A 15,834-nucleotide genomic window follows, 5' to 3' on the forward strand; every position below is an offset into this window, starting at 1 on the left:
TTTGATTCTACGCTCTTTCGGTTCAATAAACTGCTAATTTGAACTTCAACAAGGATTAATCTACAATCCCTTCTATTTTCGCAATGACCTGCTCCGGCTTTATGTCCCTCAAACAGGCATAATCACCTCGCCAGCAAGGCTTCTGTCCATATACAGAACAGGGACGGCATGACAAATCGAGTTGCACAGTATTGACCGGCAATTGTCTCCAGCCCATAAAACCAGCGTAGGGATGGGTTGCTCCCCAAATAGAGACAACCGGAATATTGACCAAAGATGCCAAATGCATATTGGCAGAATCCATTGAAAGCATCACGTCCAGATGGCTCATCAGATTCAGTTCGGTACGCATATTCAGTTTACCGATCATTGAAACAACAGAAGGATATTTAGCAATCCATGCATCAAATACGTCCTGCTCGCTTTTACCGCCTCCAAAGAGGAAAACCTTTACTTTGGGATTGGCAGCAAAATGTGCTATCACTTGCTCCTGCAGTTCTAACGGATAAATCTTACCTGCATGTTTGGCAAAAGGAGCTATACCAATCCACTTTTGATCTTCTTTAGGTCCTGTGACTGGTTCTATTTCCGCAAAGTTTCCTTTTCCTTCGCCATAAATAGAAGAGAAATTTAATAGTACCGGTAAACCTAGCTTCTCAAGTACATCGGCATAACGACGAAAAGAACTCTTCTGATTTTCCATCACCTTATCATGACGGCGAACCAGCTTCTTTTTGCCTGCCCTTCCTTTACAAATGGAAGCTACCGGTTTATTGGCAAGACGGAATCGCAAACATAAATACTTAGAACGAAGTACATGATGAAAATCAGCAATGTAATCAAAATGCATTGCTTTCAATTCCGAATAAAGGCTATTCAAGCCCCAAAGCCCCTTGTGCTTGCCTGTTAAATCAGCTCCGACAAAACCCACATTAGCAGGCAACCCCTGAAAGAGTGGCTGCCATACAGCACGACTTAACACTGTTATTTCGTGCTGCGGGTATTGCACAGCCAGCGAATGTATTACCGGGATTGTCATGGCTACATCGCCAAGAGCTGAAAAACGAATAATGAGAATACGCGCCATTCGTTATTTTTTCGCATAAAGCACCGGATTTAATGCCGGGTCATTATACATCTTCATCTGTTTATATACTTTCATATATTTTCTTCCGGCTTCGATATCAGCCAACAGCTGTTCAATAGCCGTAGAAAGGTCTTTGCGTTGTTCCAGCAGGATATTCAACTTAGTCTGGCATTGAGCACGATGTTCTTCAGTAGTGTCCGTACGTTCCACCTCCTGCTGCATGTGGTAAATTTTCAATGCAAGAATTGACAAGCGGTCAATTGCCCATGCAGGGCTTTCCGTATTGATCGTTGCGTCAGAGAGAGGTTTTACCTCTTTGTATTTGTCTAAAAAGTAGCTATCAATTAATTCCACCAGATCCGTACGGTCCTGATTTGATTTATCAATTCTTCTTTTCAAGGCCAATGCTTCTACCGGATCAATCTGCGGGTCACGGATAATATCCTCAAAATGCCATTGCACAGCATCAATCCAGTTCTTTAGATATAAATAATACTCAATAGTTTTCAACTCGTAAGGATTGTTCATCGGAGCATCCACACTATCCGTTACATGGTAATCTGTTGTCGATTTCCAAAAAATCTCGTTGCAAAGGTTACTAAATGTCATAATCTTAACTAGCTAATAGATATATAATAGGGCAAATCTATGTAATATTTTTCAGACAAGCAACCGTTTCTTACTTTTTTATTTGTTACCTTTGTGGGTATAAAAGATGAATTGTATATGAAAATTATTATCGACAATAAAATACCTTATATAAAAGAAGCGGTGCAGAGAATAGCCGATGAGGTAGTTTATGCACCGGGAAAGGATTTCACTCCGGAGCTCGTACGAGATGCGGACGCTCTTATTGTCCGTACCCGCACACATTGCAACCGGGATTTATTGGAAGGTAGTCGAGTGAGATTCATAGCGACCGCAACCATAGGCTTCGATCATATTGATACGGAGTATTGCAAACAGGCCGGCATCGAATGGACGAATGCACCGGGATGTAACTCCGCTTCTGTCGCCCAATATATACAATCATCGCTTCTTGTATGGAAGTCCGTCAGGAATAAAAGACTGGATGAACTGACAATTGGAATTATAGGAGTAGGAAATGTCGGGAGTAAGGTAGCTAAAGTTGCCCAGGATTTTGGCATGCGTGTTTTATTGAATGATTTGCCACGGGAAGAAAAAGAAGGTACAAAACGGTTCTCTTCACTGGAGAAAATAGCAGAAGAGTGTGACATCATCACTTTTCACGTACCTTTATATAAAGAAGGAAAGTATAAAACGTTCCACTTGGCGGATGACGTTTTCTTTCAGTCACTCAAACGAAAGCCTGTTATCATCAATACCTCACGAGGAGAAGTCATCCAGACTGATGCTCTTTTAAAAGCCTTGAACAGCCGGATGATTTCGGATACCATCATCGACGTATGGGAGCATGAACCGGAAATCAACCGTGATCTACTGGAAAAGGCATTTATCGGAACTCCTCATATTGCAGGCTACTCTGCAGATGGAAAAGCAAACGCCACACGTATGTCATTGGATGCCATCTGCAAGTTCTTCCAAATAAAAGGGGATTATGAAATTAACGCACCCGCCCCCGCCTCCCCCATTATTCATGCAAAAAACCACGAAGAAGCAGTCCTCCAAATGTATAATCCAACCGAAGACAGCAACCGGCTAAAAAATCAACCGGAGCTATTCGAAACCCTACGCGGAAATTATCCTTTGCGGCGGGAAGAGAAAGTATACATTATTAAGTATTAAGTATCAGGTAATAACCATAGTGGCCGAAAACGTCAATAAAGTTCTGTCAAACGATTATTCACAGGACGTAATACTTATTACTTAATATTTGATTTATGATTTTCGGGTAGTGTTCATATTCCAAAGCATGTACTTTCTTGGCTACATCGTCCGGAGAATCGGTCGGGAGAACAGGGCAAGTAACTTGAAAAATCGTATTTCCTTCATCGTAATGCTCATTTATATAATGTATAGTGATGCCGCTTTCTTTTTCACCAGCAGCTACCACTGCTTCATGTACCCGGTCACCATACATTCCTTTGCCTCCGTACTTCGGCAGAAGAGCAGGATGTATATTTATAATTTTATCGGGATAAGCATGCAAAAGCAAATCCGGCACGCGAACTAAGAAGCCGGCCAGCACAACAAAATCAATGCGGTACTCCTGCAAAATAGCCAAAATTTCATCTCCGGCTATCCAATCCTCCTTTGGAAACACGTTAGAAGGCACTCCCAAGCGATGCGCACGTTCCAAAACATAGGCATCACTCTTATTAGAAAGCACCAACGAAACCTGAACGGAATCGTTTTTTTGGAAATACCGGATAATATTCTCAGCATTAGAGCCGGAACCGGAAGCGAAAATTGCGATGTTTTTCTTCATAACTCTCAAATTCGATGCACAAAACAGTGAAAAATGTGCAAAACATTGCATTTATTTAGTCAAATATTTGCGCAAAACGATAAATATTCATTCCTTTGCACCGCAAATTTAAAGAAATAAAACTAATTATTAATTAAAAACTTAAAGTTATGTCTGAAATTGCATCAAGAGTAAAAGCGATTATCGTTGATAAATTAGGCGTAGAAGAATCAGAAGTTACAACCGAAGCAAGCTTCACTAACGACCTGGGAGCAGATTCTCTTGACACTGTAGAACTTATCATGGAATTCGAAAAAGAATTCGGTATCTCTATTCCTGATGACCAAGCAGAAAAGATTGGTACTGTAGGTGATGCTGTATCTTATATCGAAGAACACGCTAAGTAATTCGATTTCATCAATATGGAATTAAAAAGAGTGGTAGTAACAGGCCTTGGCGCCATTACTCCCGTTGGCAATAGCGTTCCCGAATTTTGGGAAAACATTGTGAACGGGGTTAGTGGAGCAGGGCCTATTACTCATTTTGATGCGTCGTTATTCAAGACCCAATTCGCATGCGAAGTGAAAGACTTCGATGCAACGAAATACATAGACCGCAAAGAAGCAAGAAAGATGGACTTGTATACTCAGTATGCCATCGCTGTTGCCAAAGAAGCGGTAAGTGATTCGGGTCTGGACGTCGAAAAAGAAGACTTGAACAAAATCGGTGTTATTTTCGGCGCCGGTATTGGTGGTATACATACATTTGAAGAAGAGGTAGGTAACTACTACACTCGTCAGGAAATGGGTCCGAAGTTTAATCCGTTCTTCATTCCAAAGATGATTTCGGATATTGCAGCCGGACAGATTTCTATCATGTATGGTTTCCATGGTCCTAACTACGCGACTTGTTCAGCATGTGCTACTTCAACCAACGCTATTGCAGATGCCTTCAACCTGATTCGTTTGGGTAAAGCAAATGTAATTGTATCCGGTGGTTCGGAAGCAGCGATCTTCCCGGCAGGTGTAGGCGGTTTCAACGCTATGCACGCCTTGTCAACACGCAACGACGAAGCTTCTAAAGCTTCACGTCCGTTTAGCGCAAGCCGCGATGGTTTCGTTATGGGCGAAGGTGGCGGTTGCTTGATCCTGGAAGAACTGGAACACGCTAAAGCTCGTGGTGCAAAAATCTATGCAGAAGTTGCCGGTGTAGGTATGTCTGCAGATGCACATCACTTGACTGCTTCTCATCCGGAAGGTCTGGGAGCGAAACTGGTGATGAAGAACGCACTGGAAGATGCGGAAATGGATCCGAAAGAAGTAGATTATATCAATGTACACGGTACATCTACTCCGGTTGGTGATATTTCAGAAGCAAAAGCAATCAAGGAAGTATTCGGTGATCATGCGTTCGAGTTGAACATCAGTTCAACCAAATCAATGACAGGTCACTTGCTGGGAGCTGCCGGTGCGGTAGAATCTATTGCAAGCATCCTTGCCATTAAGAACGGCATTGTTCCTCCGACTATCAACCACGAAGAAGGTGACGACGACGAGAACATCGACTATAACCTTAATTTCACGTTCAATAAAGCACAGAAACGCGAAGTTAATGTTGCCTTGTCCAATACATTCGGATTTGGCGGTCACAATGCGTGCGTTATCTTCAAGAAATACGCAGAGTAATATCGTGTTACGTAACGAAATAGATAAGATAAGGCTCTTGTTCCGCAAGGATAGAGAGTCTTATCTTTGTTTTTACCGGATACTCGGGTTCTACCCGCGCAATATCCAGCTTTATGAACAGGCTCTCCTGCACAAATCGACTTCTGTCCGCTCCGACAAGGGACGTCCCCTCAACAATGAACGGCTGGAGTTCTTAGGTGACGCCATCCTCGACGCCATCGTGGGAGATATTGTCTACAAACGTTTCGAAGGGAAACGGGAAGGTTTCCTGACCAATACACGTTCCAAGATCGTACAACGAGAGACGTTGAACAAGTTGGCCGTTGAAATCGGCCTGGATAAGCTCATCAAGTATTCTACCCGCTCCTCTTCTCACAACAGCTACATGTATGGAAATGCTTTTGAGGCGTTCATCGGAGCTATTTATCTGGACCAGGGATATGAACGCTGCAAACAGTTTATGGAACAACGGATCATTAACCGTTATATCGATCTGGATAAAATATCCCGAAAAGAAGTTAACTTCAAATCCAAGCTTATCGAGTGGAGCCAAAAGAACAAAATGGAGGTTTCCTTTGAATTAATCGAGCAGTTTCTCGATCATGACAGTAACCCTGTATTCCAAACTGAAGTACGTATTGAAGGACTTCCGGCAGGAACAGGTACGGGGTATTCCAAGAAGGAATCTCAACAGAATGCCGCCCAGATGGCTATAAAGAAAGTAAAGGAACCGACATTTATGTCAACCATCGAGGAGATTAAAACACAACATTCTGCAACTGCTACTGAAACGGAAACAGAAATGGAAGTTGAACTTGCAACAGGTTCTGATACTGAGTTGGCAACCGAGCTTGAGAATGAACTCGAAACCGAACTGAATGCAAATTCCGAGATAAAACCAGAGAATGTTTCAGAAGAAAACATCCTCGTCGATGAGATTTCCACAGTGCAGGACACAGAAGCTCCGGCAACTAGCCAAAGCAAATCCCCATGCGACGACCCTGAATCACCAAATCGTGATCTTCAGTAACCAATTTCAGTTTTCCTGCAACTTCTTCAAGAGGAATAGATGCTATATCATCTCCTTGTAAAGTTACCATACGCCCGAATTGGCCATTGGCTATCAATTCTGTTGCATGCCCGCCCATGCGGGTAGAAAGATTGCGGTCGAAAGGAGTAGGCGAACCACCACGCTGGATATACCCCAAAACTGTTTCGCGGGTTTCTATACCGGTTTCATATTCAATTTCCTGAGCGATATATTCAGCAGCACGTTTACGCCCGTCAGTCTGAATACCTTCCGCTACCACTACAATAGAATAGGGCTTGCCTTTCTTTAATCTTTCCAGAATCGTATTGCCGATATTCTTAATGTTATAAGCGATTTCAGGAACGAGAATCACATCCCCTCCTCCTGCCATACCCGAATACAAAGCAATCCAACCGGCTTTATGCCCCATCACTTCAATCACCATCACCCTTTTATGAGAGCTTGCGGTGGAATGTAGACGGTCAATGGCATCGGTAGCAATACTTACCGCCGAGTCGAAACCAAAAGAGATGTCCGTGCCCCAAATATCATTATCTATGGTTTTAGGAACAGATACGATGTTAACTCCCATTGCAGCAAACTTGGCTGCAGTCTTCTGCGTTCCATTTCCACCGATACAAACGACACAATCCAATCCTATTTCATGGATATTCTGAAGAATTAAAGACGGTTTGTCAACATCCGAGACAACGCCTCCTTTTTTGAAAGGCTTCTCGCGAGAGGTTCCTAACATCGTTCCACCCAAATTCAGTAGCCCGGAAAGCGACTTGTCTGTAATAGATTCGACATCTTTGGTTAGCAAGCCCTGAAAACCGCTGTGAATGCCTATCACTTCCATCCCATAATAATTGATGGCAGTTTTGCACACGCCACGAATGGTGGCATTGATACCGGGACAGTCCCCGCCGGATGTTAAGATTCCAATTCTCATTGTCGCATTTTTTAGTCTAAAACTCGGGTATTCTATGAAAGTCGTCAATTTTTAACGATTATTTCCGCCGTAAAGATAGAAAAAAAAGATAAATAAGTTACTTTTGCACGACTAAACATTATTATGTTAAAGCTGAAATGAATATTACAAAAATTATTAGTAAGACTTTCGATTCCCGTTTAAAACAGATAGACCTATATGCTAGTCAGGCTAGTGAGATACAACATCGTGTGTTAAGTCGCTTAATACACCAGGCCGCTCAGACTGAATGGGGAAGAAAGTACGATTACTCCTCTATCCGTAACTATGAAGATTTCCGAAAACGTGTTCCTATCCAAACATACGAAGAAATCAAACCTTATGTAGAACGTTTGCGAGCCGGGGAACAGAATCTGCTTTGGCCATCGGAGATACGCTGGTTTGCAAAATCCTCCGGAACGACTAATGATAAAAGTAAATTCCTTCCCGTCAGCAAAGAGGCACTGGAAGACATTCATTACAGAGGAGGAAAAGATGCGGCAGCTCTTTATTTCCGCATCAATCCGGATAGCCATTTTTTCTCCGGCAAGGGACTGATTCTCGGGGGTAGCCATAGTCCGAACCTCAACTCCAACCATAGTTTAGTAGGAGATTTATCCGCTATTCTGATTCAGAATGTGAATCCGCTTATCAATTTCATTCGTGTACCCAGCAAGAAAATTGCATTGATGAGCGAATGGGAGACCAAAATAGAAGCAATCGCCAACAGCACTATTCCGGTAAATGTGACAAGCTTGTCCGGCGTACCGTCGTGGATGCTGGTACTTATCAAACGTGTTCTTGAAAAGACAGGAAAACAGGCTTTGGAAGAAGTATGGCCCAACCTGGAAGTTTTCTTCCACGGTGGAGTCGCTTTCACTCCTTATCGTGAGCAATACAAGCAGGTGATTCAAACACCGAAGATGCATTATGTAGAGACTTATAATGCTTCGGAAGGATATTTTGGAACTCAAAACGACCTCTCCGATCCTGCCATGTTATTAATGATCGACTACGGAATCTTCTACGAATTTGTTCCGCTGGAGGAAGTAGGAAAAGAGAGTCCACGAGCTTATTGCCTTGAAGAAGTCGAGCTCAACAAGAACTATGCAATGGTTATTTCTACTTCTTGCGGCTTATGGAGATACATGATTGGGGATACAGTGAAGTTTACCAGCAAGAATCCCTATAAGTTTGTCATCACAGGAAGAACAAAGCATTTCATCAACGCATTTGGCGAAGAACTGATTGTCGATAACGCTGAAAAAGGATTGGCAAAGGCTTGTGCCGAAACCGGAGCACAAGTTAGTGAATACACCGCGGCACCTGTGTTTATGGATGAGAATGCCAAATGCCGGCACCAGTGGTTAATAGAGTTCGCTAAGATGCCGGATTCAGTAGAAAAATTTGCAGCGATACTTGATGCCACACTGAAGGAGGTTAACTCCGATTATGAGGCGAAACGATGGAAAGACATAGCTTTGCAACCATTGGAAGTGATCGTTGCCCGTGAGGGATTATTCCATGATTGGCTGGCACAGAAAGGAAAGCTGGGAGGACAACACAAAGTCCCCAGATTAAGCAATACGCGCGAATATATAGAAACAATGTTAGCGCTGAATGACAGTATTCCTTCGGAAGAATAACCAAAAACCAAGACATAACCGACACAAGTTATCCTTATTACAGAGATTGCTTGTACAAGGAGAGCGTTTCGAAGCACCTCTCCAATTTCTTCCAGGCACGGATTACACGGATAAACACGGAAAGAGAATAAACCTTATCCATGTAATTCGCATAATCCGTGCCTTAGTTATGTCGGCTAGCAAGCTAAATTTTGTTTTGACACACTCTCGTCAGAGCGTTCATCTTTCCTATATAAAGATTACCGGGCGTTGACTATTATCCCTCCTCCCAATAATAAACCATCTTTATAGAATGCGGCAGCTTGTCCCGGAGCAATGGCGGTTAAAGGCTCATGAAGTTGCACATGTAGTAGATGATTCGGTGTAATGGTAATCGTAGCATGGTTTTCCTGTTTGCGATACCGTATTTTCACAATGATGTCAGAATGCCCTAAAGTACGCTCCTGATTGACAAGATTCCAGTCTTTCAACCACATTTCTGTTTTCTCCAGAGCAGAAAGAGAAGCTAATACTACTTCGTTCTTTTCAGGATTAATCTCTTTCACAAATACGGGACGGTTCAAATGAATGCCCAAGCCACGTCTCTGTCCAATGGTATAAAAAGGATAGCCTTCATGCCAGGCAATAAAATCTCCCTTTTCATCGACAAATCTTCCTCGTTTCACTTTATTGAGTCCTACCTGATTGCTTCCAGTCAATCTCTGACAATCTTCAACCAATACTTGATCCTCCTCCATCATCTGCTCTTCCCCTGCCAATGCCGCACTATTTTGAGCCAACCAGTTTCTCAGAAAAGTCCGATAGTCCATTGGGCAAAAACAAACGCCTATACTATCCTTTTTAGTTGCCACCTTCCGGAACCCATGTTCCGCAGCCCAGACACGAGCTTCCACTTTCGTAATATCCCCCATCGGCAACAACATCCTGCAAAGAATATCTTGTTTCAATCCCCATAGAAAGAAGGTTTGATCCTTATCCGAGTCGGCAGCGTATGTTATATAAAAGGTATTATTTAGTTGTATATTCTGTGCATAATGCCCGGTAGCGATATAGAAAATACCCATTTCATCGGCAATTTTAGCAAGCAGAGGCCATTTCAGGTAATTATTGCATAATGTACAAGGGACTGGAGTCCGTCCTGCCAGATACTCCTGCACAAAATATTCAATAATCTGTTTACTGAATATTTCACGGGCATCGTATGTTATATGCCGTATTCCTAAACGTTCTGCCAAATTACGGGCATCTTCCAGATACTCTGTCGAGCCATTCAATTCATAAAAACGAAAGGTTACTCCGATTACTTCATAACCGGCTTCCAGCAATCGCATAGCAGCAACAGAACTGTCTGTACCGCCGCTCATTCCAAGCAATACTCGTTTGTTTTCCTCCATCATGCTGCAAAATTAAGTATTTTCCCGTATCTTTGTCTGTTAAAGCCTAAAAGAGAATGAAAGAGAGACCAACTAACGGACAAGTTATAATCGTTTTCACAGAGCATCCGATACTCGGCATATTGCTGATTCCCTATATTGCGGAAAAGCTGGACGATGGTACCTTGCAATTGGTAGAACAAGCATTTCACGCCTCTCCCGAAGCTATGAGCAAGATGAGTGAGGCAGAAAGACAAGCTATTCATATCGCCTCTTATTATACAGAGAAGCATCTTATGAGCGTTTACTCCCGCGAAAAAACAGTATCGCGTTTTCTACATAAGTTATCCGAAGATCCGGAACGAATTAAAAATGATATCCGTCCGTCTATCGAAAAGAAGCTGTTGGAGATGCTGGCACTGATACGCGACAATGGACTGCCTTTTTATCAGAAACAAGCCGGCAGTAAAATACTATACGCCCATCATGCCTATCACATAAATCCGCATAATGTAGAAATTCGTGTAACGTTTCATGTTGACAATAAAACGTTTCGTTATCAGTTGCAGTGCTATTATGAAGGACAGCCATTCTCTTTAAGTGAGTTGAAACCTGTGGTTGTACTGACATCCGCACCAGCCACGCTATTATTGGGAATGGAGCTATACTTCTTTCCGCACATTGAAAGCGCACGCATCTTACCTTTTACAAAGAAAAGATCGATCAGTGTAGACGCTTCCCAAATTGAAAAATACATAGATAACATTGTTATCCCGATTGCTCGTTATCATGAAATCGAGACTCACGGTTTGAATATAATGGAAGAGAAATGCCCCTGTGAAGCAATTCTCTCATTCGAAGATACCACGTACAACGGACAAGCATTGCAGCTTGGTTTCCGTTATGGAGATCAGACATTTACACCGGATAGTGCCCTTGAAATGAAAAAAATCATTTATCGGAAAACATCCGGTGAAATCTTCTTTTTTCGCCGGAACATTACTGCTGAAGAACAAGCCGTTCAGCTCTTAACGGATGCAGGCCTGCGACAACTCAATGATACACATTTCAGCCTATCCCCTGAAGCTCCGGAGAAAACGATCGTCGAATGGATCAACAACCATCGGGAGATGTTGCAGCAGTCCTTCCATCTCACCAGCAATATGGGAAACACACCTTATTGCCTGGACGAGATACGCATCGAGCAAAGTTGCGACGATGAGGTCGACTGGTTTGAATTGCACATCACCGTTGTTATCGGCAATCTGCGTATTCCTTTTTCACGTTTCCGCAAACATATCCTGGAGGAAAAGAGAGAATATCTGTTACCTGATGACCGCATGATTCTCCTGCCAGAGGAATGGTTCAGCAAATATGCGAATTTACTAGAGATGGGAATTCAAACGGAAAAAGGAATCCGCTTGAAACATACGTTTGTTGGTGCTGCACAGACCGCCTTAGGTAAAGAGGAATTAAAGAAATTTCCGGCGAAGCAACAGATACAAAATGTTGCCGTACCCAAAAACCTCAAAGCAACGTTACGTCCCTATCAGCAGAAAGGATTCTCATGGATGGTACACTTGCATAAACAAGGATTTGGCGGATGCCTGGCAGATGACATGGGACTTGGGAAGACACTTCAAACTCTTACTCTATTACAGTATATATATAAGCCATCTACTCCCAGGCAACCGGCTACCCTGATCATTGTCCCTACATCGTTACTTCATAACTGGCGACGGGAAGCCAAACGCTTTACAGCACTCTCGATGGCGGAATACAACAACACCATGGCTATAGACAAGGAACAACCGGAAAAATTCTTCGGTCATTTTCACTTGATCTTTACGACGTATGGCATGATGAGGAATAACATTGATATACTCTGCTCATACCGTTTCGAATACATCGTGCTCGATGAAAGCCAGAATATCAAAAATAGTGAATCGCTCACCTTCCGGTCAGCCATTCGACTACAAAGTAAACACCGGCTTGTGCTTACAGGCACTCCCATCGAAAACTCATTAAAGGACCTGTGGGCTCAATTTCACTTTATACAACCAGACTTACTGGGTACGGAAAGTGCTTTCCAAAAGCAGTTTATAATGCCGATTCGTCAGGGGAATGCCCGCGCAAAAGTATTATTGCAACAACTGACAGCCCCATTTATCCTCCGTAGAAGCAAGAAAGAGGTAGCTCCGGAACTTCCGGCACTTACCGAAGAGACTATCTACTGCGACATGACTGAAGAACAGAATACTTGTTACGAACAGGAGAAAAACAGCCTGCGTAACATCCTTCTTCAGCATCCTCAAAGTACCGACAGGCTTCATTCGTTTAGTGTATTAAATGGCATCTTACGTTTACGACAACTATCTTGCCACCCGCAACTTATCCTTCCCGACTATACCGGAACATCCGGAAAAACGGCACAGATAATCGAAACATTCGATACGCTACAGAGCGAAGGCCACAAAGTTTTAATTTTCTCCTCATTCGTCAGACATCTGGAGGTGCTCGCCGAAGCTTTCCACGAACGGGGCTGGAAATATGCCTTATTAACAGGATCGACCAACAACCGTCCTTCCGAAATCGCCCATTTCACCGATCAAAAAGACGTCCAGGCATTCCTGATTTCACTAAAAGCAGGAGGCGTGGGACTGAATCTGACTCAAGCCGACTATGTATTTATCATAGATCCCTGGTGGAATCCTGCCGCCGAATCGCAGGCGATCGCCCGCGCCCATCGTATAGGGCAGGACAAGCAAGTGATTGCTTACCGCTTCATTACCCAAAACAGTATCGAAGAAAAGATTCTTCACCTACAAGATGAGAAACGAAAACTAGCGGAAACATTTGTTGCCGATAGTGAGCCATTACCTATATTAAGCAACGAGCAATGGGTAGACCTGCTCTAATAATACATAAAGTCGCAATCTATCACAGAGACGTGTAAAATGTATTATTTCATCGTATTCCTGAATTTTTTTATCCATATACTCTTATTTTATCCGGTTATCTTTGCCATTGTGAAAATTATAAATAACCCGAAATAATAAACGTATGAAAAACAGGAGCATTACCTACCTATTACTATTTGGTATTTGCAGCATGTTGGCAATCATGCAATCGTGCCAGAAAACAGATGACCTGGAAGCAGACATCAATTCTCTGAAAGACCGTGTCGCTGCTTTGGAAAAAGCAACGGAAGGACTGAATACTTCATTTGCCAGTCTGCAAGCCCTTATGCAAAAAAACAAAGTCATTATCGGAATTACTCCGACTAAAGATGGTCTGGGATATTTGCTGGAACTTAGTGACGGAACAAGCATTAAAGTCATGGAAAGTGAAGCAGTACAGGCGTCTGTCCCTGAATTTTCCGTAGACGAAGAAGGCTACTGGATATATAAAACAAGTAATAATACCAATTTCAAATATCTGCCAGGAGCCGATGGAGAGAAAGTATCAGCATGGCCCCGTGATGAAGAAGGCAATGTGGTGGCAACTCCATTAATCAGCGTATCTTCCAGTGGATATTGGCAAGTGAGCTACGATAATGGACAAACGTATACAAGCTTAGGAACTAAGGCCGAAGGTGGAAGTCAGGGAGGAACCAGTATATTCAGTAAGGTAGAATATAATGAAGCAAACCATACTTTCTCATTCACATTATCCGATGGAGGAAAAACATATACCTTTCCGGTAGATGACACCTTTGGACTGATAATTTATGGTCTCAATGATGCCGACAGCGAACAAACTGTGCAGGTTTTCGCCCCCAATGAGAATCATAAGGAATATAAAGTAGAACAGAATGACGTACAACAAGCCGTAGTACAAGCTCCCAAAGGATGGAATGTTCTTTTATCCGAGAACTTGTTAACTATCACACCACAAGCAACTGCGACAAAGGATATGGAAGAAACTATTAAAATTGTACTGACTTCATCAAAGAATTATATCCGTATTGTATCTATTGAAGTTAAACAACTTTCCAGCGAAGCCGGAGCAGAAGCCTGGCAGCAGTTTGTTAACGCTGACCAACAGAATGTGTTATTAGACTTTTCATACGCCGGATATAAACATGGTGAAATAGCACCTCCTGAAACAGAAACATTAATAGCACAAGGATATAAAGTATATGATGTTACAGATCCCAAATACGGAGCTATCCCAAACGACGGCAAATCTGACAGAGCAGCTTTCATGAAGGTATTGGAAGAAATAGCAAGTGAAACAAAGCAAGAAGACCTCAATATGACCGACCGATATATCAAGGAAAATGCTAAAGCTATTATCTACTTCCCCGAAGGAAATTATATCCTGCAAGATGAGGATTCTAAAGATCGCAGAATTCGTATATCAATGAGTGATATTGTTTTAAAAGGAGCCGGAAGAAACAAAACAACACTCGAAATGACTGCTGCAAATAATTCTCCGAAACCAACAGAAGAAATGTGGAATGCTCCTGTCATGATGGAGTTCAAACACAATACAGGATTAAAAGAATCAATAGGTGTTATCACTGAAGATGCTCCCATAGGCAGCAGAACCATAACAGCCAGTTTAACCGGAGTAAGCGCAGGCAGTTGGGTATGCCTTGTATTGGAAAATACGGATGACAATGTAATTAACTCCGAATTATATCCACACAAATGGGAAGATATTAAGATACAGCAAGGCGGTACTCCCAATATCAAGACAAAAGGGATTCAGATATACGAATATCATCAGATTGAGAAAATCAGTGGTAATAGTGTCACCTTCAAAGAGCCGATCATGCACGCCATCAATAAAGATTGGGGATGGAATGTACATAAATTCGCCAATTATGCCAATGTGGGTGTAGAAGACCTTACATTCAAAGGACATGCCAAAGAAAAATTCATCCATCACGGCTCTGACATTGACGATGGTGGTTTTAAGCTCATCGATTTTGTGCGTCTGACCAATTCGTGGATGCGCCGGGTTAATTTTGAGAGTGTTAGTGAAGCCATGTCAATCACAAATTCTGCCAACTGTTCTGCTTATGACATCACTATTGGCGGTAATCGTGGACACGCCTCTATCCGTTCACAGGCTTCTTCCCGTATCTTTATTGGAAAAGTAACTGAAAACAGCAATGGCTACACACTTAGAAAAGGAGAAGGTGAAAGCACATTGATGGAATATAAAACGAACGTTGGCCAATATCACGCTTGCGGCGTTTCAAAGCAAAGTATGGGTGCTGTAATATGGAATGTTAGATGGGGAGATGATTCTTGCTTTGAATCACATGCCACACAGCCACGTGCAACACTAATCGACTGCTGTTCCGGTGGTTTCATGCATTGGAGACAAGGAGGAGACTCTGCTCAAATGCCTAATCACATGGAGAATCTGACAATATGGAATTTCTACGCAACAAATGCACAAACAGACCAGGACATCGATACAGGAGGTAAATTTACCTGGTGGGATGGTAACGGCTTTTGGTGGAAATTTATGCCTCCTATCATTGTCGGTTTCCACGGAAGTCCTTTAGATTTTGATGATACTCAAATGAAGCGGCTCGAAAGTAACGGAACTGCTGTGGAACCATATTCACTCTATGAGGCTCAATTACGTAAACGTTTGGGATATGTTCCTTCCTGGCTATCCTCTTTAAAATAATA

General features: G+C 42.6%; 12 protein-coding genes. 7 read left to right on the plus strand and 5 right to left on the minus strand.

Annotated elements, in window-relative coordinates; genetic code table 11:
* Positions 1-55 precede the first annotated feature (55 nt).
* Together NQ505_RS03675 and NQ505_RS03680 are read right to left on the minus strand one after the other, a co-directional pair.
* Positions 56-1,087 carry a glycosyltransferase family 9 protein gene (locus NQ505_RS03675; protein ID WP_008998180.1) on the minus strand — a complete coding sequence of 344 codons (1,032 nt, stop codon included), beginning with the start codon at positions 1,085-1,087 and terminating at the stop codon, positions 56-58.
* 3 nt (positions 1,088-1,090) lie between these two features.
* The gene (locus NQ505_RS03680) at positions 1,091-1,696 is read right to left on the minus strand and encodes a DUF4254 domain-containing protein (RefSeq protein ID WP_004324325.1); all 606 of its coding nucleotides are present in this window, start codon (positions 1,694-1,696) and stop codon (positions 1,091-1,093) included.
* 117 nt (positions 1,697-1,813) lie between these two features.
* On the opposite strand from NQ505_RS03680, the gene pdxB reads away from it, so the two are divergent.
* Positions 1,814-2,854, plus strand: a complete 1,041-nt coding sequence (gene pdxB / locus NQ505_RS03685) for a 4-phosphoerythronate dehydrogenase PdxB (RefSeq protein WP_008998181.1) — start codon at positions 1,814-1,816, stop codon at positions 2,852-2,854.
* A gap of 58 nt (positions 2,855-2,912) precedes the next feature.
* On the opposite strand, the gene NQ505_RS03690 is transcribed toward pdxB, so the two are convergent.
* A complete protein-coding gene (locus NQ505_RS03690) occupies positions 2,913-3,548 on the minus strand; it encodes a phosphoribosylglycinamide formyltransferase (RefSeq protein ID WP_008998182.1) in 636 nt (211 codons plus the stop codon).
* A gap of 98 nt (positions 3,549-3,646) precedes the next feature.
* On the opposite strand from NQ505_RS03690, the gene NQ505_RS03695 reads away from it, so the two are divergent.
* The 3 genes from NQ505_RS03695 to rnc are packed head-to-tail and all read left to right on the plus strand — an operon-like array spanning position 3,647 to position 6,191.
* Positions 3,647-3,883, plus strand: a complete 237-nt coding sequence (locus tag NQ505_RS03695; RefSeq protein ID WP_002558672.1) for an acyl carrier protein — start codon at positions 3,647-3,649, stop codon at positions 3,881-3,883.
* Between the two features lie 15 nt (positions 3,884-3,898).
* The gene (gene fabF, locus NQ505_RS03700) at positions 3,899-5,161 is read left to right on the plus strand and encodes a beta-ketoacyl-ACP synthase II (protein WP_008998183.1); all 1,263 of its coding nucleotides are present in this window, start codon (positions 3,899-3,901) and stop codon (positions 5,159-5,161) included.
* On the plus strand, positions 5,127-6,191 hold the full coding sequence (rnc, locus tag NQ505_RS03705; protein WP_008998184.1) for a ribonuclease III: 1,065 nt from the start codon (positions 5,127-5,129) through the stop codon (positions 6,189-6,191). The genes fabF and rnc overlap by 35 nt, the downstream gene beginning before the upstream one ends.
* Here the strand turns inward: rnc and NQ505_RS03710 are convergent.
* On the minus strand, positions 6,133-7,143 hold the full coding sequence (locus NQ505_RS03710; RefSeq protein ID WP_008998185.1) for an ATP-dependent 6-phosphofructokinase: 1,011 nt from the start codon (positions 7,141-7,143) through the stop codon (positions 6,133-6,135). The two genes, rnc and NQ505_RS03710, sit on opposite strands and share 59 nt — an antisense overlap.
* Before the next feature lie 137 nt (positions 7,144-7,280).
* Here NQ505_RS03710 and NQ505_RS03715 point away from each other — a divergent pair, with 137 nt between their 5' ends.
* Positions 7,281-8,807, plus strand: a complete 1,527-nt coding sequence (locus NQ505_RS03715) for a GH3 auxin-responsive promoter family protein (protein ID WP_004307444.1) — start codon at positions 7,281-7,283, stop codon at positions 8,805-8,807.
* A 239-nt stretch (positions 8,808-9,046) separates the two neighbouring features.
* Here NQ505_RS03715 and mnmA read toward each other — a convergent pair whose 3' ends face one another.
* Complete coding sequence (mnmA, locus tag NQ505_RS03720; protein ID WP_032853274.1) at positions 9,047-10,204, minus strand: tRNA 2-thiouridine(34) synthase MnmA; 1,158 nt, start codon at positions 10,202-10,204, stop codon at positions 9,047-9,049.
* Positions 10,205-10,257: 53 nt separating this feature from the next.
* Between mnmA and NQ505_RS03725 the strand changes: the two genes are divergently transcribed.
* Both NQ505_RS03725 and NQ505_RS03730 read left to right on the plus strand, forming a co-directional pair.
* Positions 10,258-13,098 carry a DEAD/DEAH box helicase gene (locus NQ505_RS03725; RefSeq protein WP_008998187.1) on the plus strand — a complete coding sequence of 947 codons (2,841 nt, stop codon included), beginning with the start codon at positions 10,258-10,260 and terminating at the stop codon, positions 13,096-13,098.
* A 145-nt stretch (positions 13,099-13,243) separates the two neighbouring features.
* Positions 13,244-15,832, plus strand: a complete 2,589-nt coding sequence (locus NQ505_RS03730; RefSeq protein ID WP_004322491.1) for a DUF4955 domain-containing protein — start codon at positions 13,244-13,246, stop codon at positions 15,830-15,832.
* The last annotated feature ends 2 nt before the right edge of the window (positions 15,833-15,834 follow it).

The organism is Bacteroides sp. D2 (genome assembly GCF_025147085.1).
In the GTDB taxonomy this organism is placed as follows: Bacteria; Bacteroidota; Bacteroidia; order Bacteroidales; family Bacteroidaceae; genus Bacteroides.

What these genes read in the sequence shown, in the direction of transcription:
- mnmA (WP_032853274.1), bottom strand. Translation starts at nt 10,204, where the DNA reads ATGATGGAGGAAAACAAACGAGTATTGCTTGGAATGAGCGGCGGTACA.
- NQ505_RS03710 (WP_008998185.1), bottom strand. Translation starts at nt 7,143, where the DNA reads ATGAGAATTGGAATCTTAACATCCGGCGGGGACTGTCCCGGTATCAAT.
- NQ505_RS03680 (WP_004324325.1), bottom strand. Translation starts at nt 1,696, where the DNA reads ATGACATTTAGTAACCTTTGCAACGAGATTTTTTGGAAATCGACAACA.
- NQ505_RS03730 (WP_004322491.1), top strand. Translation starts at nt 13,244, where the DNA reads ATGAAAAACAGGAGCATTACCTACCTATTACTATTTGGTATTTGCAGC.
- NQ505_RS03715 (WP_004307444.1), top strand. Translation starts at nt 7,281, where the DNA reads ATGAATATTACAAAAATTATTAGTAAGACTTTCGATTCCCGTTTAAAA.
- NQ505_RS03690 (WP_008998182.1), bottom strand. Translation starts at nt 3,548, where the DNA reads ATGCAATGTTTTGCACATTTTTCACTGTTTTGTGCATCGAATTTGAGA.
- NQ505_RS03695 (WP_002558672.1), top strand. Translation starts at nt 3,647, where the DNA reads ATGTCTGAAATTGCATCAAGAGTAAAAGCGATTATCGTTGATAAATTA.
- NQ505_RS03725 (WP_008998187.1), top strand. Translation starts at nt 10,258, where the DNA reads ATGAAAGAGAGACCAACTAACGGACAAGTTATAATCGTTTTCACAGAG.
- NQ505_RS03675 (WP_008998180.1), bottom strand. Translation starts at nt 1,087, where the DNA reads ATGGCGCGTATTCTCATTATTCGTTTTTCAGCTCTTGGCGATGTAGCC.
- fabF (WP_008998183.1), top strand. Translation starts at nt 3,899, where the DNA reads ATGGAATTAAAAAGAGTGGTAGTAACAGGCCTTGGCGCCATTACTCCC.
- pdxB (WP_008998181.1), top strand. Translation starts at nt 1,814, where the DNA reads ATGAAAATTATTATCGACAATAAAATACCTTATATAAAAGAAGCGGTG.
- rnc (WP_008998184.1), top strand. Translation starts at nt 5,127, where the DNA reads ATGCGTGCGTTATCTTCAAGAAATACGCAGAGTAATATCGTGTTACGT.